We start from the raw sequence: 20658 nt of genomic DNA on the forward strand, positions 1-20658 counted from the left end.
CCGTCATTGCGCGCGGCAACGGTGTTCAGGCCGGGTACGCACGCGCCTCGGTGGCCTTCACCGCCGCCCATACCGGCTTCCCGGGCGCGAGTTCGAGTTCGGCGACGGCCAGTGGCGTGACGTCGGCGAGCAGCGGCACCGGGCCGGTCAGCTCGACGCGCACCGTGTCGCCGTGCAGTTCCATGCCGTCCACCTCGACCTGCCACAGGTTGCGCGGGCTGCCGTCGGGGCGGCTGCGGTACAGCGTCACCGCCGACGGCGGGAAGGCCACGAACACCTCGGCCGCGTCCGGGAGTTCGGCGACCACCAGCCGCTGCCCGGCGGCCAGCTCGACGCCGCCGGTGGAGGTGGCGCCGCGGTACAGGTTCAGGCCGACCAAGCGGGCCACGTAGTCGGTGCGCGGATGCCGGGCCACCTCGGCCGGGGTGCCGTCCTGGACCGCGCGGCCCGCCTCGATCACGGTGAGCCGGTCGGCCAACACCATCGCGTCGAGCGGATCGTGGGTGATCACCACCGCGACGCCGTCGAAGTCGGCGAGGTGCCGGCGCAGCGTGGCGCGTATCTCCACCCTGGTGCGCGCGTCGAGGGCGGCCAGCGGCTCGTCCAGGAGCAGCAGCCGCGGGTGGGTGGCCAGTGCCCGGGCGAGGGCGACCCGCTGCGCCTGGCCGCCGGAGAGCCGACCCGGCTTGACGCCGGCGTGCTCGGCCAGGCCGACCCGCTCCAGCCACTCGGCCGCGGCGGCGCGCGCCTCGCGCCGGCCGACGCCCTGGCAGCGTAGGCCGAAGGCGACGTTGTCCAGCGCGGACAGGTGCGGGAAGAGCAGGTAGTCCTGGAACACCACGCCCACCGGTCGCCGCTCGGGCGGGGTGTAGCGGCGTCGGCCCGGATCCTCCAGGTCGACGCCGGCGAGCCGGGTGTGCCCGCCGCCGAGGGGGGTCAGGCCCGCCAGGGCGCGCAGCGCGGTGGTCTTGCCGGCGCCGTTGGGGCCGAGCAGCGCGACCACCTCGCCGGGCGCGGCGGTCAGGTGTACGTCCAGGCGGAACGCGTCGCGGGCGACCACGAGATGCGCGTCGAGACCGGAGGTCGCGTCGGGTGCGGCGTCGGGTGCCGGGTCGGGCGTCGCGTCGGGTGCTTCGTCGAGGCCGGTCACGACGTGGTCATCCAACGCTCGCGCAGCCCCGCCAGGATCAGCACGGACACCGCCAACAACACCAGGGAGAGCACGATCGCCGCCTCCGGATCGGTTTCGAGCGCGAGGTAGACGGCGAGCGGCATCGTCTGGGTCTTGCCCGGGAAGTTGCCGGCGAAGGTGATGGTGGCGCCGAACTCGCCGAGCGCGCGGGCCCACGCGAGTACCGCGCCCGCCGCCACGCCCGGGGCGATCAGCGGCAGGGTGACCCGGCGGAACGCGGTCCAGCGGGACGCGCCCAGCGTGGCCGCGGCCTCCTCGTACCGCGGATCCGCCGCCCGCAGCGCGCCCTCGACGCTGATCACCAGGAACGGCATCGCCACGAACGCCTCGGCCACGATCACCCCGGTGGTGGTGAACGGCAGCGTGTAGCCGAACGTGTCGTCCAGCCACTCGCCGACGATGCCCCGGCGGCCCAGCACCAGGAGCAGCGCCACACCGCCCACCACCGGCGGCAACACCAGCGGCAGGGTGACCAGCGCCCGGACCAGGCGCCGCCCGGGAAAGTCGGTACGGGCGAGCAGCCAGGCCAGCGGCACACCGAGCACGAGCACGATGCCGGTGGCCATGGTCGCGGTGAACAGCGAGAGCTTCAGCGCCTCGCGGACCTCGCCGCTGCCGAGTTGGCTCCCCAGGTCGCTCCACGGTGCCCGGATCAGCAGTCCGAGCAGCGGCAACACCAGGAACACCAGGCCGATCAGGCCGGGGACGAGCAGGGCCAGGGGCGCGCCGCCGCGGCGCGGACGTTCGGCCCGCAAGCCGCGGCGGACCCGGGGAGAGCCGATCACGGGGCCTGGAAACCCGCCGCGGTCAGCGCGGTGCGGCCGGGCTCGGCCAGCACGAAGGCGACGAACGCCTTGGCCGCGTCGGCGTTGGGCGCCTTCGCGAGCGGGACGATCGGGTACGTGTTGACCGCCTGGGCGGATTCGGGGAAGTCCACGCCGACCACCTTGGCACCCGCGGCCTTGACGTCGGTGCGGTACACGAGCGCGGCGTCCACCTCGCCGAGGGTGAGCTTGGTCAGCGCGGCCTTGACGTCCTGTTCGAGCGTCGACGGCGTGAGCTTGACGCCGCCCGCGTCGAGCGCGGTCTTGGCGGCGGCGCCGCACGGGACCTGCGGGGCGCACTGGGCGACCTTGAGGCCGTCCTGCTTGAGGTCGGCGAGCGACTTGATGTTCTTCGGGTTGCCCGGCGCCACCGCGATCTGGAGAGTGTTCTTCGCGAACGCGGTGGGTGTGCCGTCGGCGCTCTTGCCGTCGGTGACGAGCTTCATGTTCTTCTCGTCGGCGGAGGCGAACACGTCGGCCGGCGCGCCCTGGTTGATGCTCGCGGCGAGCGCCGAGCTGCCTCCGTAGTTGAACTTGACGGTGACGCCGGGGTGGGCGGCCTCGAACTGCTTGCCCAGCGCGGTGAACGTCTCGGTCAGTGAGGCGGCGGCGAACACGGTGACGGTGCCCTTGAGCGGCTTGGCGTCGGCGGCGGGCGTGCTGCCGGGGGCCTGCGGGACGGCCTTGTCGCTCTTCTTCTCATCGTCGTCGCTGCCGCACGCGGCGAGGGTCACCATCGCCCCCGCGAGCAGCGTCGCCGCGATCGCCCGTCTGGCTCGCACCATCCCGATTGCGCCCACTGTGCCCACTCCCAGCTATTCGAGGGAGTGCTCGCGCGCGCCCTCGGTCCGCTCCACCATGACATTCGTCGACTTCACGACCGCGGTGGCGAGTACGCCGACCCGCAGGCCGAGTTCGTCCGCGGCCTCGGCGCTCATCAACGAGACCACCCGGTACGGCCCGGCCTGGATCTCGACCTGGGCCATCACCGTGTCCTTGCGGACGTCGGTGACGATGCCGCGGAAGCGGTTGCGCGCCGACGACCAGCCGAGCCGTTCGCTGTCCGCGCGGGCGTCGCCGGCAGCCGTCGAGCGGGCGAACGCGGCCAACGCCGCACCGTCCACCACCCGCCGGCCGTTCTCGTCCCGCCGCGCGTCGAGTCGACCGGAGTCCACCCATCGCCGCACCGTGTCCGCGCTCACACCGAGCAGAGCCGCCGCGTCACCGATCCCGAACGTGTTCACGGCCGGATCCTAGTCACGCGCGCCTCTCCCGTCGGAGCGAAGCCGATGTACGCAGGCGGCGGCCGGGCCGTCGCCTGCGGAGCGTCATCCTTGCAGATGCCAGGATGTTTCCGCCACAGGCCTCGCAGATTCGATCCGACCGGCCATCCGCGGCGGCGTCGTGGCCGCTGTGTCGGACCCGGCCGGCAGGGTGGCGATCGTGCATCGAGACGACGTGTGGAACCTGATCGAGGAAGCCCGCCGGACCGGCTCCGACCCGAACGAACGCCTGCGCGTGTTGTGCGATCGGCTCTCGGGCCTTCCGCTGTCGGAGATCGTGGGCTTCCGGATCGGTCTGGACGAGGTGCGTCGGCCGCTGGACACGCGCGTGTCATGGGCCGCCGCCGCGCGGATCATGGGTGGATTCTGCTCCGACGACGGCTTCTGGTACTTCCAACCCTGGGTGATCGGCCTGGGTCGCGACGCCTACGAGCGGGTGGTCGCGGACCCGGACGCGCTCGCCGACCTGCCGGAGGTGCGGTGTCTGGCCGGCCGGCCGTTCGAATCCTGGTCCGACGCCGAATGGCCGCAGTGGGAGGAACTGGCCTACGTCGCCGCAGAGGCGTACGAGGCGCGAACGGGACAGGAGGACGGCTTGGAAGACGCCCTGGACGCCCTGGACATCGACCTCCCGGCCGATCCGAACCCACCGGACGACGGCCTCACGGACATCACCCGAGCCCGACTCCTCCCCAGGCTCCACGCCCTTTTCTCCTGACCCGAGACGGCGCGGCGGGCGACGGCGTCGATCAACTGCCCTCACTATCAAGGTAGTTGCGTAAACGCCGCCGGCGATGGCGACGGCCGAACCGAACCAGGTGGACGGGGCCACGACGCGGATGTCTTCGATCGACGATTCCCACGGGGCGGTGCCATGTCGATGCGTCGTGCGTTGCGAGCGGCAACGGACCCGGCCACGGGGCGGGCTCCGACGCTATCGGCGGAAGATGGGCGCGAGGTCCTTCAGCCAGGCGTCACGCGCACTCGTCCACTCGGCCGCGCAGCCGGCGACGCGTTCCCGGGGGAGGAGGCTCGTGTTCGCCAGGTCGGGATTCCGGTCGGGGGCGGCGCCGTAGAGCCGGCAGAGGTGATCGGCGGCGCGCACGAGATCCGGTGCGTGTTCGTCCTTCGCATCGCGTTCGGCCCTGCCCGCCTCCGCCGCCGAAAGCCGATACTCCTCCACGGCCGCCCGCAACTGCCGCTCCCCGCCCACCCCTTGGCGTAGCAACATCAGCGCGACGAACCGATCCGCCGCATCCTCCTCGGCCCGTTCGTCGAGGGGTAACCGCAGGACGTCGACGAGCGCGTGGCCGGCCTCGTGGTACAGGGTCTCCATGAGTACGGCGACGACCTCGTCATCGGCCGGCCGATGGCCACCACGCTCGAACAGGCCACGCTCGTCCGCGACGTCGTCGTAACACACCTCGATCCGACGGGTTTCGGGATCGTACGCGGAGCCCTCCCCACCACAGGAACGCCCGACGACGACGATCTCCCGCCCGGGGTCGACGAATGCCCCGAGCACCTCGACCGCCGCCTCCATGGGCCGTCGAGCACGCAGAAACTCCGCATCCCCCCGATCTGCGAAAGCCGGCTCCTCATAACGAACCACGAAGCCACCACCACGCCCCGGCACCGGAGCCGGCAAGCCCTTCGTGTCCGTAGGCCGAACCTCGTCCGCATCGCCCCCGGCCAAACCACACCCACCGACCAGGACAACCACGAAGAGCCCCACCCACACGCACCCGCGCCCACCCCAAGCCCGCATACGCCGAAGGTATACGCGCCACCCACCGAGCGGAGCGATCGTCGTGCGACGGGTGGGGCGGTGGTCAGAGCCAGGTGTATGTCTCGTCGGTCACCGGGGGCAGGGCGGCGTCGGTGGTGGGGGCATGTGGGGTGGGTAGGGCGGTGAGAGGCCCGGTGATCGGTGGGAAGACGGGGAGTTCGGCGGTTTCGCGGTAATCGATCCATACGATCGTGCCGACTTCGTGGCTTCCGTCGGGGAGTTCGTCCCGCTCGTGCGCCGCGAGGCGGGCGCGGATCTCGGGGGTGATGTGCAGACGGTGGAGCAGGTGGATTTTGCGTGGCGGCGGGGTGCGACCCGGGCGGCTGACGCGCTGGTCGAGGATCCACAACAGCTCGCCGCCCTCGGCCCGCTCTACGTCGAGGTCGAGTTCTTCGGCGAGCTCGCGGCGTAGAGCCGTCGTGAAATCCTCGCCGTCCACGACGTTGCCGCCGGGCAGGACGTAGAGCGGGGAGCCGCAACGGTCACGTCGGATCAGGGCGATCTCGGCGCCGCAGAAGACGAGGGCGCCGACCCGGACCTTGATCCGGGAGAACGGGACCGCCGTCGGGTCCGGGAGCGGGGTGCGTGTCATGGCGCTCAGTATCGCGACTCGGCCCCCGGGACCCGGAGGGCTTCCCTCGTCGCCGCGCTGTCCGCCGGGCTACCTGGTTGTGGAGGTGGCCAGTTCGATGAGGGCGGTTTCCGTGGGGGTGGCTGTGACCTCCAGGAGCTTGGTGGTTGTTGTTGCGTCCAGGTGGGAGGTGCCGTCCGTCAGGTAGAGCATTTCCTCGAACTCGGCGATGATCGGGTTCTCCCGTCCCAGCGCGTGTAGTTCGTCGATCGACAGGGTCAGGGTCGGGGGCGGGGAGTTGGTCGGAGCGGCGAAGTGGGTGGTCAGGGTGCGGATGGAGGCGGTGGACGACGGGACGTGCCAGGCGCGGCCCCAGGATTCGGGGGAGCGGGCCGCCGCGACCAGGGTGCGGGCGACGTCGCCGTTGTAGGACCAACTCTGCGGTGCGTCGAGGTCGTCGGGGAGCGCGGCCGGGGTGCCGACGAGCACGTTCGGGACGACCACGAAGCCTTCGTGCCGGCTCAGGCCGGTCTGCTCGACGGGCGCGCGGCCACCACGTACTGGACCATGACCGAAGATTTCCGCCGCCGCTTCCCGGCCGTCGACCTGCGACCCGACGTGCTGTACGTCGAGGACGGGCCGATCCTGACCTCCGCCGGCCTGTCCGCCGGCATCGACCATGGAACAGGTGGCCCACAACAGCGGCATCGGTACCACGGATTCCCTGCGCAAACACCTGCTCCGCCGCACCGGCCTGACGCCCAGCGGGTACCGGGCGGCGTTCACGCGCGTGTGAGGCCGCCGACTTCCGCTCGGGCCGGAGCCGTGCCGCCCGCCGTCACCTCGAACTCCTCCGGCCGAATGCCCAACATCCGGCCCAGTTCGATGCGGCCGGTCTCGGTGGCTCGGACCGCGCGGCCCGTGCCGACACGTTCGGTCCAGCCACGGGACAGGAACAGCCGGCACAGTTCGGCGCCGGCCGTGCCGGCCAGGTGGTGGCGGCGTTCGGTCCAGTCCAGGCAGGGGCGGGCCAGGGGGCGTTTGCCGGAGGTGGTGAGGTCGGCACCGAGGTCCGTGAGCCAGGTCAGGCCCGCGTCGGTGATCGCGAAGCCGGCGTCCTGGCGGATCAGGTCCCGGGCGGTGAGCGCGTCGGTGATTGCCACGCCGAGCCGGCCGGCCAGATGGTCATAGCAGGTACGCCCCCGGGCCAGGGCCGCGCCGGCCGAGTGCGCCCGCAGCGACGCCGCCGGCCGGGGGGTCGCCGGCGTCGTGTACGCGGCCAGATCCTCGACCATCCGCGCCACCCCCGCATCGGCCAACCGCACATACCGGTGCCGCCCCTGCCGCTCCTCGACCAGCAGGCCGCCCTCGACGAGGCGGGTCAGGTGCTCGCTGATCGTGGACGGCGCGACCCCGCAGTGCCGGGCCAACTCGCCGGCGGTCCAGGCCCGCCGATCCAGCAGGGCCAGGCACACCGCCGCCCGCGTCTCGTCCGCGAGCAGCGCGGCGAGCGCGGCGAGGCGAGGCACCGAATCCGGATCGGAGGCACGTGCGATCGAGTCCATGCCGCCATCATCACCCCGGGACGCTTCGGCCCGGACCGAAGGGTTCGCCGCCGCCGACAGGCCGTGCGCGCGCCCGGCTCTGTCAGGATGGGGGCGTGTTCCTACCGCTCACGGGTGTCACCGTCGTCTCGCTCGAACAGGCCATCGCCGCGCCCTACGCCACGCGCCAACTGGCGGATCTCGGTGCCCGGGTGATCAAGATCGAGCGGCCCGGCGCGGGAGATTTCGCCCGGGCGTACGACGAGACCGTCGAGGGTTTGTCCAGCCACTTCGTCTGGGCCAATCGGGGGAAGGAAAGTCTGACGCTCGACGTGAAGGACGAGCGGGCGCCGGAGATTTTGGATCGACTGCTTGCCCGGGCCGATGTGTTCGTCCAGAACCTGGCTCCGGGCGCGGCCGATCGGCTCGGGCTCGGCGCGGCGGAATTGCGGGCCAGATTTCCCCGGCTGATCGTTTGCGGAATATCGGGTTATGGGACCGCGGGACCCTATCGGGACAAGAAGGCGTACGACCTGCTCGTGCAGTGCGAGGCGGGACTGCTGTCGGTCACCGGTACCGCCGAGGAGCCGGCCAAGGCGGGGATTCCGATCGCCGACATCGCCGCCGCGATGTACGCGTTCACCGGACTGCTCACCGCGCTCTACGAGCGGCAACTCACCGGTGAGGGAAGCTCGTTCGAGGTTTCCATGCTCGACGCGCTCGGCGAGTGGATGGGGTTCCCGTACTACTTCGCGACCTACGGCGGCACACCCCCGCCGCGAACCGGGGCCCGGCATGCGGCGATCGCGCCCTACGGGCCGTACCGGGTGGGTGGCGGCGGGCAGGTTTTCGTGGGTGTGCAGAACGACCGGGAGTGGGCCGCGCTCTGCGAACGGGTGCTCGGGCGGCCGGAGTTGATCGAGGATCCGGACTTTCGCAGCAATTCGCTGCGGGTCGCGGCCAACGAGCGGCTGACCGCGCTGATCGAGGCGGCCTTCGCGGACCGTACGGCCGACGAGATCGTGGCGAGCCTGGATGCGGTCGGCATCGCCAACGCCCGGATGCGTACCGTCGCCGAATTCGCCGACCACCCGCAACTCGCCGCCCGCGACCGACTGCGCACCGTCGACTCCCCGGCAGGCCCGCTGCGCGCGCTGCTGCCGCCGGTCACGGTGGCCGGCCGCGAGCCGGCGATGGGCCCGATCCCGGCGGTCGGCGAGCACACGGAGGCGATCCTCGCGGAGCTGGGGTTCACCGAGCCGAAGCCGAAGCCGGAACCGCAGCCGGAACCCGAGCCGAAGGCGCCCCGCGAGTAGCCGACACGCGGTCCTCGATCGGAAATATTTCTCCGCCTCCCGAGCCCCGCGACATTTCCGTGCTAGCCTCGAGGCAGTTGCAGTAGTGGTTCCCATGAATTTTGTGAGCGCCTTACGGTCGTGACCGTCGGGCGCTTTTTGTTTATCCAGAACCGGATTCGTGTGAAGAGTGAATTGCTGTTGCGGCCTGTGGATGTGCATGTGTGCACATCCGCATTCGGCACCACGAAGGAGATTTGTATGGCTACTGGAACCGTGAAGTGGTTCAACGCGGAAAAGGGCTTCGGCTTCATCCAGGCGGACGACGGCGGCCCGGATGTCTTCGCGCACTACTCGGCGATCCAGTCGCAGGGCTTCCGTGAGCTGACCGAAGGTCAGAAGGTCACCTACGACTCCGTGCAGGGCCAGAAGGGCCCGCAGGCGGAGAACATCACCGTCTGATCCACGCCGCACCACCCACACGGCCCGTCCCTTCCCGGGGCGGGCCGTGTGTGCGTACCGGAGCGAACCCGCGCGTTGCATGATGCCCCCATGGCATACATCGGCAACGACGAGCACGTCGGCCGCATGCGCGTGATCCGTGCATGCGGCCGGATCCTGTCCGGGGTACGGCCCGCCACGGTCGCCGAGCGGCTGGCCCGGCTCGACGCCTACGCGCGGGAGAACGTCGACCCCGACGAATGGCCGGACACCTACGGCGACGGCGGCGCGGTCGCCCGCCTTGAGGCCCGGACCGCCGAGCTGCTCGGCACCGAGGCCGCGCTGCTCTTCCCCACCGGCACGATGGCCCAGCAGGTCGCGCTGCGCATCCACGCCGGAGCCACGGGATCCGACGTGGTCGGCATCCACCCCCGCGCTCATCCGCTGACCTACGAACGCGATGCGATCTCCGTCCTGTCCGGGCTCCGGCCGCTCGTGCTCGCCCAGGGGCCGGGGCAGATCACCGCCGACGACGTCCGGAGCAGCGCCGAGCGGTTCGGCACACTCTTCTACGAACTCCCGCTGCGCGACCACGGCTTCGTCCTGCCCGCCTGGGACGACCTGATCGCCGTCGTACAGGCCGCCCGGGATCGGGACGCCGCGCTGCACCTGGACGGCGCCCGGCTGTGGGAGAGCGCCACCGGGCTCGGACACGGGCTGACCGAGATCGTCGACCTGTTCGACTCGGTGTACGTGTCCTATTACAAGGGTCTCGGCGCGAGCGCAGGGGCCGCTCTCGCGGGCGACGCCGAGCTGATCGAGGAGGCACACGCGTGGCGCCACCGCTACGGCGGGCGACCGTTCCAGGCCTGGCCGATGGCGCTGGAGGCGCTGGCCGCGCTCACCGAGACCCTGCCCCGGCTGGCGACCTGCGTCGGGCATGCCGCGACGGTGGCGGCCGGCCTCGCCCGGGTGCCGCAGACCCGGGTGTTCCCGGCTGTCCCGCACACCCACCAGTTCCAGGCGTGGCTGCCGTACCCGGCCGAACTGCTCAACCGGGTGAACGTCGAGTACGCCGTCGAGCGTGGCGTGTGGCTCACCGGCCGCTGGACCGAGCCCGGGCCGCCGGGCCTGTCGTACACGGAGATCACCGTCGCCGAACCCGCCCTGGAGTGGACCGAGGACGAGGTCGCCGACGAGTTCGGCGCGTTCGTGGAGCGGGTTTGCAAGAGCGGCTGAGCGCGGGCGCGGCGGGCGAGCCGCCCGGCGGCCGTCGGTGACATGTGTCACCCCCGCCGCCCACGCCGATCCGGGCATGTTGCGTCAAGGCGGGCCACTGAGCAATGCTGGCCCCGCGCCGGCCCTACCGGCGCGGGGAGGGCGTGGCAGGAACCCGGTGTGATCCCGGGACGGTCCCGCCACTGTGACCGGCTCCGCCGTACGACGTCGACCGACGTCGACCACGGCGCGACCGGGAGTCAGGAACTGCGCGTCTCACCCCGAGTCCGATGGGGCGCGGACCCCGGAGAGGCGCTTCCAGGTGACGATTTCGTCCTGCCGGCGTTCTTGCACACCCAGCCGACGTACACCCAGCCGACGTATGCCCGGCGGCCACACGCCCGCCCACCCCACGCCCGGCGGCCACACGCCCCGCCGGTCGGCCCGCGGCATCGTCCCCGCCGGAGGCTCCCGGTGATCCTCCTCCTCTCCACCTCCGACACCGACCTGCTCAGCGCCAAGGCGAGCGAGGGCGACTGGCGCCTGGCCAACCCCTCCCGGGTCGACGTGGCGGACCTGCCCGCGCTCCTCGACGGCACCGACCTCGTCGTGGTCCGCCTGCTCGGCGGCCGACGCGCCTGGGAGGCGGGCCTGGACGCGCTGCTCGCCGGACCGCGCCCGGTGGTCGTGGTCAGCGGCGAACTCGCCGCCGACGCGGCGCTGATGGAACTGGCCACGGTGCCCGCCGGGGTGAGCGCGCAGGCGCACGCCTACCTCGCCCAGGGCGGCCCGGCCAACCTGACCCAGCTGTACCGCTTCCTGTCCGACACGCTGCTGCTCACCGGCTTCGGCTTCGAGCCGCCCGTCGAGGTGCCCTCCTGGGGCCGGCTCGACCGCACGGCGTCCGCCGGCGACGGTCCGGCGGTGGGCGTGCTGTACTACCGCGCGCACCACCTGGCCGGGAACACCGCGTTCGTGGCCGACCTGTGCACGGCGATCGAGAACGCGGGCGGCCGTCCGGTACCGATCTGGTGCGCCTCGCTGCGCGGCGCCGACGAGTCGTTGTTCGCCGCGCTCGGCGAATTGGACGCACTCCTGGTCACCGTGCTCGCGGCGGGCGGCGCCGGTGGGGCCAAGCCCGCCGAGGTGTCCGCGGGCGGCGACGACGAGCAGTGGGACGTCGGCGCGCTGGCCGGACTCGACATCACCATCCTCCAGGCGCTCAACCTGACCACCAGCCGGGCCGAGTGGGAGGCCGGCGACGCGGGCCTGTCGCCGCTGGACGCGGCCACCCAGGTGGCCGTACCCGAGTTCGACGGCCGGCTGATCACCGTCCCGTTCTCGTTCAAGGAGACCGGCGCGGACGGCCTCACCCACTACGCGGCCGACCCCGAACGGGCCGCCCGGGTGGCCGGGATCGCGGTACGACACGCCCTGCTCCGGCACGTACCGGCCGCGGAGCGGCGGGTCGGCGTGGTGCTCTCCGCGTACCCGACCAAACACTCCCGGATCGGCAACGCCGTCGGCCTGGACACCCCCGCCTCGGCGGTCGCGCTGCTGCGCGCGATGCGCGCGGCCGGCTACGACGTCGGCGCGCCGGCCGGTGCCGACGCGCTGCCCGGCCTGGAACCCCCGGACGGCGACGCGCTGATCCACGCGCTGATCGCGGCCGGCGGCCAGGACCCCGAGTGGTTGACGGAGGGTCAGCTCGAAGGCAACCCGGTCCGGATCTCCGCCGCCGCCTACCGCGAGCGCTACGCCACCCTGCCGCTGGGGCTGCGCGCGAACATCGAGGAGCACTGGGGCCCGCCGCCCGGCGAGCTGTACGTGGACCATTCGCGCGATCCGGAGGGCGAGATCGTGCTCGCCGCACTGCGCGCGGGCAACGTCATCCTGATCATCCAGCCGCCGCGCGGCTTCGGCGAGAACCCGGTCGCCATCTACCACGACCCGGACCTGCCGCCGAGCCATCACTATCTGGCCGCCTACTGGTGGCTGGACGCGCCCGCCGGGCCGGGCGGCTTCGGCGCACACGCCCTGGTACATCTGGGCAAGCACGGCACGTTGGAGTGGCTGCCGGGCAAGAACCTGGGGTTGTCCGCGGAGTGCGGTCCCGACGCGGTGCTGGGCGATCTGCCGCTGGTGTACCCGTTCCTGGTCAACGACCCGGGCGAGGGCGCGCAGGCCAAGCGGCGCGCGCACGCGATCATCGTCGACCACCTCGTGCCGCCGATGGCGCGCGCCGAGACGTACGGCGACCTGACCCGGCTCGAACAACTGCTCGACGAATACGCCAACGTGCAGGCGCTCGACCCCGCCAAGGGCCCGGCCCTGCAGAGCCAGATCTGGACGCTGATCCAGGCCACCAAGCTGGACCACGACCTGGGCATCACCGACCGGCCGCACGAGGCCGAGTTCGACGACCTGATCCTGCACCTGGACGGGTGGCTGTGCGAGGTCAAGGACGCGCAGATCCGCGAGGGCCTGCACATCCTGGGCAGCGCGCCCACCGGCGAGGGCCGGATCAACCTGGTCACCGCGATGTTGCGGGCGCGTCAGGTGTGGGGCGGACGGGCCGCCGCGTTGCCGGGGTTGCGCGAATCCCTCGGCCTGGTCGAGGGCGGCGGCGCCTCGCGCACCGAGACCGACGACGCCGAGGACCGGGCGCATCGGCTGGTCGCGGCGATGGAGGCGGCCGACTGGGACCCGACCCGGGCGCCGGCCGTCACCGCCGACGTGCTGGGCGGCGAATCGCCCGCCGTCGCCGAGGTGTTGGCGTTCGCGGCGACCGAGATCGTGCCGCGCCTGGACCGCACCGGGGACGAGATCGGCGCGGTGCTGCACGCCCTGGAGGGCGGCTACGTCGCGGCCGGGCCCAGCGGTTCGCCGCTGCGCGGACTGGTCAACGTGCTGCCGACCGGCCGCAACTTCTACACCGTGGACCCGAAGGCGATCCCCAGCCGACTGGCCTGGGAGACCGGACAGGCGCTCGCCGACTCGCTGTTGGCCCGCTACCGCGCCGACAACGACGGGAACTGGCCGCGCTCGGTCGGCCTTTCGGTCTGGGGCACCAGCGCGATGCGGACCAGCGGCGACGACATCGCCGAGGTCCTGGCGCTGCTCGGCGTGCGGCCGATCTGGGACGACGCGTCACGCCGGGTGACCGGGATCGAGACGATCCCGCCCGCCGAACTGGGCCGCCCGCGCGTGGACGTGACGGTGCGTATCTCCGGCTTCTTCCGGGACGCCTTCCCGCACGTGGTGTTGCTGCTCGACGACGCGGTGCGGCTGGCCGCGGAGGCGGAGGAGCCGGACGAGGACAACTACGTCCGGGCACACGTGCGGGCGGACGTCGCGCGGCACGGCGACGCGCGGCGCGCCACCACGCGCGTGTTCGGCTCGCGCCCGGGCGCGTACGGCGCGGGCCTGCTGCCGCTGATCGACGCGCGCACCTGGCGCGACGACGCGGACCTGGCCGAGGTGTACGCGACGTGGGGCGGCTACGCCTACGGTCGGGGCCTGGACGGGGTGTTCGCGCGCGAGGACATGGAGGACGCGTACCGCAGGATCGCGGTCGCGGCCAAGAACACCGACACGCGCGAGCACGACATCGCCGACTCGGACGACTACTTCCAGTACCACGGCGGCATGGTCGCCGCGGTGCGCGCGCTGACCGGGACCGCGCCGGCGGCCTACATCGGCGACTCGACCATGCCCGACGCGGTCCGCACCCGCACCCTCCAGCAGGAGACCGCCCGGGTGTTCCGCGCCCGGGTGGTCAATCCGCGCTGGATCGAGGCGATGCGCAAGCACGGCTACAAGGGCGCGTTCGAGCTGGCGGCCACCGTGGACTACCTGTTCGGCTACGACGCCACCACCGGCGTGGTGGCGGACTGGATGTACGAGAAGCTCGCGGGCGAATACGTCCTGGACGAGACCAACCGCGAGTTCATGCGCACGTCCAACCCGTGGGCGCTGCGCGGGATCGCCGAGCGGCTCCTGGAGGCGGCCGACCGGGGCATGTGGGAGAAGCCGGAGGCGGCCACGCTCGACGGGCTGCGCGAGGTGTACCTGGATGTCGAGGGCGATCTCGAAGGCGGCGAGGACGCGGGGGATGGCTGACGGGAATCCCGCGTCGTGGCCGGTGTCGGACGCGGTGTCCCTGGCGGGGGCACCGTTCACCGGCACCGGTCCGGTGTCCGTGGTCGGGATCGGGGACGACGGGTGGGTCGGACTGCCCGAGGCAGCACGGGCGTTGGTGGGCGACGCCGAGGTAGTGGTCGGCGGCGCGCGGCATTTGGCGATGGTGCCCGACACCGGATCCGAGCGGGTCGTGTGGCCGTCGCCGTTCCAGGTGGGCTTCGTCGCCCACCTGGCGGCGTCCCGGCGGGTGTGCGTACTGGCCAGTGGCGACCCGATGTTTTTCGGCGTCGGGGCCACGCTGGTCCGGAGGTTGGGCGCCGATCGGGTCACCGTGCTGCCGGCGGCGTCGTCGGCGTCGTTGGCCTGCGCGCGGCTCGGCTGGTCGACGCAGGCCGTGGCGGTGGTCAGCGCGGTGGGCCGACCGCTCGACACCCTGTCCGCCGAACTGGCCACGGACCGGCGGGTGTTGGTACTCAGCGCGGATGGGCTGACCCCCGGGCGGGCGGCGGCGCTGCTGGTGGCGCGCGGTTTTGGTACGAGCGAGGTCACCGTGCTGGAACACCTGGGCGGCCCGGCCGAGTCGATGTGGCGCGGCACCGCGGACGCGCTCGCGGCGGCTCCCGAGCGGCACTTCGCGGACCTGAACGTGGTCGCGGTCGAGTGCGGGCCCGGGCCGGGACTGAGCCGGCTGGCCGGCCTGCCGGACGACGTCTACGTGCACGACGGGCAGTTGACCAAACGCGAGATCCGGGCGGTCACCCTGGCCGCCCTCGGGCCGCGCCCCGGGGAACTGCTCTGGGACGTCGGCGCGGGCAGCGGCAGCATCGGGATCGAATGGATGCGCACGCACCCGTCGTGCCGGGCGATCGGCTTCGAGGCGCGCGCGGATCGGGCCGAGCGGGCCGCGGCCAACGCGGTCGCGCTCGGTGTACCGGGCCTGCGGATCGTGCGCGGCCGGGCGCCGGACGTGCTCCCGGCGGACGAGGCGGACGAGGCCCCGGACGCCGTCTTCGTCGGCGGCGGGCTGACCGTGCCGGGCGTGGTCGACCGTTGCTGGTCCGCGCTGCGTCCCGGAGGCCGGTTGGTCGCCAATGCCGTGGTCGCCGAGACCGAGGCCGAACTGGTCCGCCATCGTGCCGCGTACGGCGGGGAGTTGACCCGGCTGCAGATCACCAGAGCCACCCCGGTGGGTCGTTTCACCGGATGGCGACCGGCGATGCCGGTCACCCAATGGGTGGCCGTCAAGCCGGTCGGCCCCGAACCAGGAGTAACCCACCCATGACCGTGCACTTCATCGGCGCCGGCCCCGGCGCCGCCGACCTGATCACGGTGCGGGGGCTGCGCATCATCGCCGCGTCGCCGGTGTGCCTGTACGCGGGCGCGCTCGTCCCGCGCGAACTGGTCGAGGCCGCACCGCCCGGCGCCCGCCTCGTGGACACCGCCGACCTGAACCTGGATCAGATCGTCGAGGAACTGCGGGCGGCGCACGCCGCCGGGCACGACGTGGCCCGCCTCCAGTCGGGAGACACCTCGTTCTTCAGTGCGGTGGCCGAGCAGCAGCGCCGCCTCGACGCGCTCGGCATCCCGTGGGACATCACCCCGGGCGTACCGGCGTTCGCCGCCGCGGCGGCGGCCATGGGCCGGGAGTTGACGCTGCCGACGGTGGGGCAGACGGTGATCCTGACCCGGGTCGCGGGCAACGCGACGGCCATGCCGCCCGGCGAGGACCTGGCCACCCTCGGCCGCTCCGGCGCGCTGCTCGTGCTGCACCTGGCGATCGGTCAAGTCGAGCGTGTGGTGGCAGAGTTGACCCCGCTGTACGGCCCGGACTGCCCGGTCGCGGTGGTTGCCCGCGCGTCGCGACCCGACGAGCTGATCGTGCGCGGCGAACTGGCCGACCTGGTGTCGCTGGTGCGCGACAACGGGATCAGGGCGGTGGCGGTCATCATGGTCGGCCGCGTGCTGGGCGAACCGGGCTTTTGCGACAGCCACCTGTACAGCGAGGCGCGCGATCGGGCGGTCGCGTCGCAGCCGGCCGGATGAACGGGCGGGCGCCGCTACCCGGGTTCGGCGCGGCCGACGATCGTGCCGCCGCGGTCGATCGCGATCACGTCCACGGTGATCGGGATCTCGCTGCCGCGCAGCAGGTCGCGCGCCGCGTCCCGGGCGGCCTCGGCCACCGCGTCGCCGAGCGGGACATCGGCGGCGCGGGCCAGTTGCAGGGCGTGCAGCGCGGTGTTCGCGGCGCGGATGTTCGCGACCAACTCCGCGTCCCCGCCCACCGCCGCGGCCCGCTCGGCGAGGTGGTCCAGGTTCACCTGCGAGCGGCCCGAGTGCAGGTCGAGATGGCCGTCGGCGAGCTTGGAGAGCTTGGCGAAGCCGCCGGCGATGGTCAACCGCGAAATCGGATGCCGGCGCAGGTACTTGAGCAGCGCACCCGCGAAGTCGCCCATGTCCAGCAGGGCCGTGCCGGACAACCCGTGCACCTCGGCGCCGACCCGCTCCGACGTGGTGCCGGTGGCGCCGAGCACATGTGTCTCGCCGGTGGCCGCCGCGACGTCGATGCCCCGGCGGATCGAGTCGATCCAGGCCGAGCACGAGTAGGGGATCACGATGCCGGTGGTGCCCAGGATGGACAGGCCGCCGAGGATGCCCAGGCGCGGATTCCAGGTCTGCTCGGCGATGCGCTCGCCGTCGTCCACGGACAACTCGACCGTGACGTCACCGGTGCCGCCGTACGTGCCGGCCACCCGCGCCACCGCCTCGCGCATCAGCATGCGCGGGACGGGATTGACCGCCGGTTCGCCGACGGGCAGCGGCAGACCGGGCAGCGTCACGGTGCCGACCCCGGGCCCGGCCCGGAACGTCACCCCGGACCCGGCCGCCGCGTGCCGCACGGTGGCCCGGATCAGCGCACCGTGCGTGGCGTCCGGATCGTCCCCGGCGTCCTTGATCACACCCGCCATCGCCACGTCGGCGCCGCGCTCCTCGACCGCGAGGGCGAACGCCGGCGTCTGCCCGCCGGGCAGGTACACCGTCACCGGATCGGGGAACTCGCCGGTCAGCAGGGCCTGATAGGCGGCCGTGGTGGCGGCCGTGGCACACGCTCCGGTGGTCCAGCCGCGACGCAGCGGGCGATCGGGGCGTGTCATCGGAGCGGGAGCCGATCATGAGCGAGGCGACACCATCCGACCGGCCGGCCGACGGTCGGGTGTTGCTGGTGCTCGGCGGCACCTCCGACGCCCGGACCCTGGCCGCACTCGTCGCGGACACGCCCGGACTGCGGGTGGTGTCGTCGCTGGCGGGGCGGACCCGGGCGCCGGTGTTGCCGGTCGGCGAGTCTCGGGTGGGCGGCTTCGGCGGCATACCCGGCCTGGTGGCGTGGCTGCGGGCCCGGGACGTGGCGGGCGTCGTCGATGCCACCCATCCGTTCGCGGCCCGCATCTCGGCGCACGCGGTCGCCGCCTGCGCCGAGGTCGGCGTACCGCTCCTGCGGCTGCAACGGCCGGGCTGGACGGCCGTGCCGGGCGACGACTGGCACCCGGTCGACTCGGCCGCGCACGCCGCGCGGGTGTTGCCCGGCCTGGCCCGCCGGGTGTTCCTGACCACCGGGCGCATGGAGACCGCGCCCTACGCGCACCTGGACGATCTGTGGTTTCTGCTGCGCAGCATCGAGCCGCCCACCGGCGCACTGCCCCGGGCCTGCGAAGTGTTGTTGGCCCGAGGCCCGTTCACGGTCGAGGACGAGATCGCGCTGATGCGCGACCGCCGCGTCGAGGCGATCGTCACCAAGGACAGCGGCGGCACCCGGACGGCGGCCAAGCTCACCGCGGCGCGTGAACTCGGCCTGCCCGTGGTGCTGATCCGCCGTCCCGAGGCGACCGCGCCGGAACAGGTCACCGACGCGGCGAGCGCCGCGCGCTGGGTCCTGGCCAGGGCGGCGGCGGGCGGGGTGCCGGGCGGGGCATGAGTCGTACATATCAGTCACTGTGACACAAATCCGCATGGCGACCCCGCCCCGCACGCTCAGGCCGGGTAGCGACGCGGCGTGTACACGCCGGTGCCGCCGTCGGGGCGCGGGTAGGCGCGGGTCTGGGACGAGCCGATGATCAGCAGCGTGCGCATGTCGACCACGTCCGGGTCCAGGTCGGCGAGGCGGACCACCCGCACCGACTCGCTCGCACCGCCGACGTCGCGGCCGACCACCACCGGGGTGTCCGGCGAGCGGTGCTTCAGGAACAGGTCGCGGGCCTCGGCGACCTGGGTCCGTCGGGTCTTCGAGGCCGGGTTGTAGATCGCCACCGCTAGGTCCGCCTCGGCGGCGGCGGTCAACCGGCGCTCGATCACGTCCCACGGCTTGAGGATCGCGGACAGGCTGATCACACAGAAGTCGTGGCCCAACGGCGCGCCCGCGCGCGCCGCCACGGCCTGCATCGCGGACAGCCCCGCGACCACCCGGACCGGGACCTCGGTGGCCGTTTCGTGCGCGGCCTCCAGCACGGCCGAGGCCATCGCGAACACGCCCGCGTCGCCGGAGGAGACCACCGCGACCCGGCCGCCCGCCTCGGCCAACGCGATGGCGTGGCGGGCGCGTTCGGCCTCGACCCGGTTGTCGGTGCGGTGCCGCTTCTGGCCCGGGCGGGGCTGGACGCGGTCGACGTACGGGCCGTAGCCGACCACGTGGTCCGCGGCGGCGAGCGCGGCGTGCGCGTCGGGGGTGAGCCATTCGGGGCCGGCCGGGCCCAGGCCGACCACGTCGATCGAGCCGAGTTGACCGGTGGGTTCGGGGATGGCGTAGTCCGGCTCCGGCTCGCGCGGGGTGCGGTTGGTGGCGAACTCGCCGCCGGGCGCGGTGGAGGGGGTGATCACCAGGGAGAAGTACGGGACTTCGGCAGGGTCGACCTCGGCGAGCGGGCGCACCCGCTGCCGCTCGGTGGTGGCGCGTTCCACGTACCACGTGCGATCGTCCAGTCCGGCCTGCTCGAACGCGCCCCGGACGGCCGGGAAATGCCGCTTGCCGAGCTTGATCACCGCGGCCGAGTCGGCGGTGCGCAGCCGCGCCGCGAGCACGTCGGGCGGGAGCGTACCGGGCAGGATCGTGAGCACCTCGTCGTGTTGGACGAGCGGGCGGCCCAGCACCGCCGCCGCGCCGCTGACCGAGGTCACCCCGGGGACTACTTCGACGGGGTAGCGGTCGGCGAGCCGTTCGTGCCAGTACATGTACGAGCCGTAGAAGAACGGGTCGCCCTCGCACAACACCGCGACGTCGCGACCGGCGTCCAGATGCGCGGCGATCTCGGCGGCGGTCGTGTCGTAGTAGTCGGCGAGCGCGCCGTCGTAGCCGCCGGGGTGATCCGTGCTCTCGGTGGTCACCGGGTATTCCAGCGGCAGGCGCAGCTGGGTCGCGGTCAGATACGGCTCGGCGATGGTGATCGCGACGCCGCGGGCGCCCTTCTTGACCGGGTACGCGACCACGTCGGCCGAGGTGATCAGGCGGTGCGCCTTGAGGGTGATCAGCTCGGGGTCGCCCGGGCCGAGGCCGATGCCGTACAGGCGGCCGGTGGTGGTCACGCTGTGCTCCTGGGGGTGGGTGTGGGGGTGGTGCCGCGGGTCCGCGGGTCGCTCGTGCGGGGCATCGGCTATTCCTGCTCGCTCGCGAGTGCGTTCAGCGCGGCGGCGGTCATCGCGCTGCCGCCGCGGCGGCCGTGCACGACGAGGTAGGGGATGCCGGCGGGGTGCTCGGCGAGGGCCTGCTTGGATTCCGCCGCGCCGATGAAGCCGACCGGGATGCCGATGATCGCGGCGGGGCGCGGGGCACCCTGGTCGATCAGTTCGAGCAGCCGGAACAGCGCGGTGGGCGCGTTCCCGACGGCCACCACGGCACCGCCCAGGTCGTCCACCCACAGGTCCACGGCGGCGGCACTGCGGGTGGTGCCCTGCTCGGCGGCGAGCACGGGGGTACGGGGGTCGGCGAGCAGGCAGCGCACGTCGTTGTCCCGGGGCAGCCGTTTGCGGGTCACCCCGGACGCGACCATGTTCGCGTCGCACAGGATCGGCGCCCCGTCGCGCAGGGCGGCCGCACCGGCGCGGGCCACGTCGGGATGGAAGCCGACGTCCTGCGGCAGGTCGGTCATGCCGCAGGCGTGGATCATCCTGACGACGACGCGCGAGACGTCCTCGGGGAAGCGGGACAGGTCCGCCTCGGCCCGGATGGTCGCGAACGAACGCCGATAGATCTCGGGGCCGTCCTTGATCCAGTCGTCCACGTCGGCTGCTCCTTCGCCCGCGAGCGGGGTGATGGTGGTCGGGGTGATGGTGATCGGGGCGCGTGGCGGTGGGCCACGGCGGGAGTGGGTCG

The 20658-nt window shown here is 72.9% G+C and carries 19 protein-coding genes and 1 riboswitch; of the genes, 8 read left to right on the forward strand and 11 right to left on the reverse strand.

The window, feature by feature from the left end; all coding sequences use genetic code 11:
- Positions 1–25: 25 nt before the first annotated feature.
- The 4 genes from ACWGR4_RS02500 to ACWGR4_RS02515 are packed head-to-tail and all read right to left on the reverse strand — an operon-like array spanning position 26 to position 3260.
- Positions 26–1150, reverse strand: coding sequence for an ABC transporter ATP-binding protein (locus tag ACWGR4_RS02500; RefSeq protein WP_452129544.1), 1125 nt, complete (start codon positions 1148–1150; stop codon positions 26–28).
- Entirely contained in the window at positions 1147–1977 is an 831-nt protein-coding gene (locus ACWGR4_RS02505) for an ABC transporter permease (RefSeq protein WP_452129545.1), read from the reverse strand. Before ACWGR4_RS02505 ends, ACWGR4_RS02500 begins: the two co-directional genes overlap by 4 nt.
- The gene (gene modA, locus ACWGR4_RS02510; protein ID WP_452129546.1) at positions 1974–2801 is read right to left on the reverse strand and encodes a molybdate ABC transporter substrate-binding protein; all 828 of its coding nucleotides are present in this window, start codon (positions 2799–2801) and stop codon (positions 1974–1976) included. The genes ACWGR4_RS02505 and modA overlap by 4 nt, the downstream gene beginning before the upstream one ends.
- A gap of 30 nt (positions 2802–2831) precedes the next feature.
- Positions 2832–3260 carry a TOBE domain-containing protein gene (locus tag ACWGR4_RS02515; protein WP_078974592.1) on the reverse strand — a complete coding sequence of 143 codons (429 nt, stop codon included), beginning with the start codon at positions 3258–3260 and terminating at the stop codon, positions 2832–2834.
- A gap of 199 nt (positions 3261–3459) precedes the next feature.
- Between ACWGR4_RS02515 and ACWGR4_RS02520 the strand changes: the two genes are divergently transcribed.
- The gene (locus tag ACWGR4_RS02520) at positions 3460–4017 is read left to right on the forward strand and encodes a DUF4240 domain-containing protein (RefSeq protein ID WP_452129547.1); all 558 of its coding nucleotides are present in this window, start codon (positions 3460–3462) and stop codon (positions 4015–4017) included.
- Positions 4018–4233: 216 nt separating this feature from the next.
- Here the strand turns inward: ACWGR4_RS02520 and ACWGR4_RS02525 are convergent, their stop codons facing one another.
- From ACWGR4_RS02525 to ACWGR4_RS02540, 4 genes are all read right to left on the reverse strand, one after another.
- On the reverse strand, positions 4234–5067 hold the full coding sequence (locus ACWGR4_RS02525) for a DUF4344 domain-containing metallopeptidase (protein WP_452129548.1): 834 nt from the start codon (positions 5065–5067) through the stop codon (positions 4234–4236).
- 64 nt (positions 5068–5131) lie between these two features.
- Entirely contained in the window at positions 5132–5680 is a 549-nt protein-coding gene (locus ACWGR4_RS02530) for an NUDIX hydrolase (RefSeq protein ID WP_452129549.1), read from the reverse strand.
- A 69-nt stretch (positions 5681–5749) separates the two neighbouring features.
- Positions 5750–6391, reverse strand: a complete 642-nt coding sequence (locus tag ACWGR4_RS02535) for a hypothetical protein (RefSeq protein WP_452129550.1) — start codon at positions 6389–6391, stop codon at positions 5750–5752.
- 50 nt (positions 6392–6441) lie between these two features.
- A complete protein-coding gene (locus ACWGR4_RS02540; RefSeq protein ID WP_452129551.1) occupies positions 6442–7224 on the reverse strand; it encodes an ArsR/SmtB family transcription factor in 783 nt (260 codons plus the stop codon).
- 95 nt (positions 7225–7319) lie between these two features.
- On the opposite strand from ACWGR4_RS02540, the gene ACWGR4_RS02545 reads away from it, so the two are divergent.
- The 6 genes from ACWGR4_RS02545 to cobM all read left to right on the forward strand — a co-directional run bounded on the left by ACWGR4_RS02545 (position 7320) and on the right by cobM (position 16343).
- Positions 7320–8519: a CaiB/BaiF CoA transferase family protein gene (locus tag ACWGR4_RS02545; RefSeq protein WP_452129552.1), complete on the forward strand. Its 1200-nt coding sequence runs from the start codon at positions 7320–7322 to the stop codon at positions 8517–8519.
- Between the two features lie 240 nt (positions 8520–8759).
- Positions 8760–8960 carry a cold-shock protein gene (locus ACWGR4_RS02550; RefSeq protein ID WP_379996997.1) on the forward strand — a complete coding sequence of 67 codons (201 nt, stop codon included), beginning with the start codon at positions 8760–8762 and terminating at the stop codon, positions 8958–8960.
- Positions 8961–9050: 90 nt separating this feature from the next.
- On the forward strand, positions 9051–10178 hold the full coding sequence (locus tag ACWGR4_RS02555; protein WP_452129553.1) for a threonine aldolase family protein: 1128 nt from the start codon (positions 9051–9053) through the stop codon (positions 10176–10178).
- 147 nt (positions 10179–10325) lie between these two features.
- Positions 10326–10427: riboswitch (cobalamin riboswitch) on the forward strand.
- A 204-nt stretch (positions 10428–10631) separates the two neighbouring features.
- On the forward strand, positions 10632–14279 hold the full coding sequence (cobN, locus tag ACWGR4_RS02560; RefSeq protein WP_452129554.1) for a cobaltochelatase subunit CobN: 3648 nt from the start codon (positions 10632–10634) through the stop codon (positions 14277–14279).
- Positions 14272–15582 carry a precorrin-6y C5,15-methyltransferase (decarboxylating) subunit CbiE gene (gene cbiE, locus ACWGR4_RS02565; RefSeq protein ID WP_452129555.1) on the forward strand — a complete coding sequence of 437 codons (1311 nt, stop codon included), beginning with the start codon at positions 14272–14274 and terminating at the stop codon, positions 15580–15582. Before cobN ends, cbiE begins: the two co-directional genes overlap by 8 nt.
- Entirely contained in the window at positions 15579–16343 is a 765-nt protein-coding gene (gene cobM / locus ACWGR4_RS02570) for a precorrin-4 C(11)-methyltransferase (RefSeq protein WP_379997005.1), read from the forward strand. The genes cbiE and cobM overlap by 4 nt, the downstream gene beginning before the upstream one ends.
- A 14-nt stretch (positions 16344–16357) precedes the next feature.
- Here cobM and ACWGR4_RS02575 read toward each other — a convergent pair whose 3' ends face one another.
- A complete protein-coding gene (locus tag ACWGR4_RS02575) occupies positions 16358–17452 on the reverse strand; it encodes a cobalt-precorrin-5B (C(1))-methyltransferase (protein WP_452129556.1) in 1095 nt (364 codons plus the stop codon).
- A 17-nt stretch (positions 17453–17469) separates the two neighbouring features.
- Here ACWGR4_RS02575 and ACWGR4_RS02580 point away from each other — a divergent pair, with 17 nt between their 5' ends.
- Positions 17470–18270 carry a cobalt-precorrin-6A reductase gene (locus ACWGR4_RS02580; protein WP_452129557.1) on the forward strand — a complete coding sequence of 267 codons (801 nt, stop codon included), beginning with the start codon at positions 17470–17472 and terminating at the stop codon, positions 18268–18270.
- 56 nt (positions 18271–18326) lie between these two features.
- Here ACWGR4_RS02580 and ACWGR4_RS02585 read toward each other — a convergent pair whose 3' ends face one another.
- Both ACWGR4_RS02585 and ACWGR4_RS02590 read right to left on the reverse strand, forming a co-directional pair.
- Positions 18327–19871, reverse strand: a complete 1545-nt coding sequence (locus ACWGR4_RS02585) for a precorrin-2 C(20)-methyltransferase (protein WP_452129558.1) — start codon at positions 19869–19871, stop codon at positions 18327–18329.
- 68 nt (positions 19872–19939) lie between these two features.
- Positions 19940–20566: a precorrin-8X methylmutase gene (locus ACWGR4_RS02590; protein WP_452129559.1), complete on the reverse strand. Its 627-nt coding sequence runs from the start codon at positions 20564–20566 to the stop codon at positions 19940–19942.
- Positions 20567–20658: the final 92 nt, after the last annotated feature.

This window comes from Embleya sp. NPDC055664 (genome assembly GCF_053618075.1).

Coding starts and splice junctions, on each gene's coding strand:
- modA (WP_452129546.1), bottom strand. CDS start 2,801: ATGGTGCGAGCCAGACGGGCGATCGCGGCGACGCTGCTCGCGGGGGCG.
- ACWGR4_RS02525 (WP_452129548.1), bottom strand. CDS start 5,067: ATGCGGGCTTGGGGTGGGCGCGGGTGCGTGTGGGTGGGGCTCTTCGTG.
- ACWGR4_RS02530 (WP_452129549.1), bottom strand. CDS start 5,680: ATGACACGCACCCCGCTCCCGGACCCGACGGCGGTCCCGTTCTCCCGG.
- ACWGR4_RS02540 (WP_452129551.1), bottom strand. CDS start 7,224: ATGGACTCGATCGCACGTGCCTCCGATCCGGATTCGGTGCCTCGCCTC.
- ACWGR4_RS02550 (WP_379996997.1), top strand. CDS start 8,760: ATGGCTACTGGAACCGTGAAGTGGTTCAACGCGGAAAAGGGCTTCGGC.
- ACWGR4_RS02555 (WP_452129553.1), top strand. CDS start 9,051: ATGGCATACATCGGCAACGACGAGCACGTCGGCCGCATGCGCGTGATC.
- cbiE (WP_452129555.1), top strand. CDS start 14,272: ATGGCTGACGGGAATCCCGCGTCGTGGCCGGTGTCGGACGCGGTGTCC.
- cobM (WP_379997005.1), top strand. CDS start 15,579: ATGACCGTGCACTTCATCGGCGCCGGCCCCGGCGCCGCCGACCTGATC.
- ACWGR4_RS02575 (WP_452129556.1), bottom strand. CDS start 17,452: ATGACACGCCCCGATCGCCCGCTGCGTCGCGGCTGGACCACCGGAGCG.
- ACWGR4_RS02580 (WP_452129557.1), top strand. CDS start 17,470: ATGAGCGAGGCGACACCATCCGACCGGCCGGCCGACGGTCGGGTGTTG.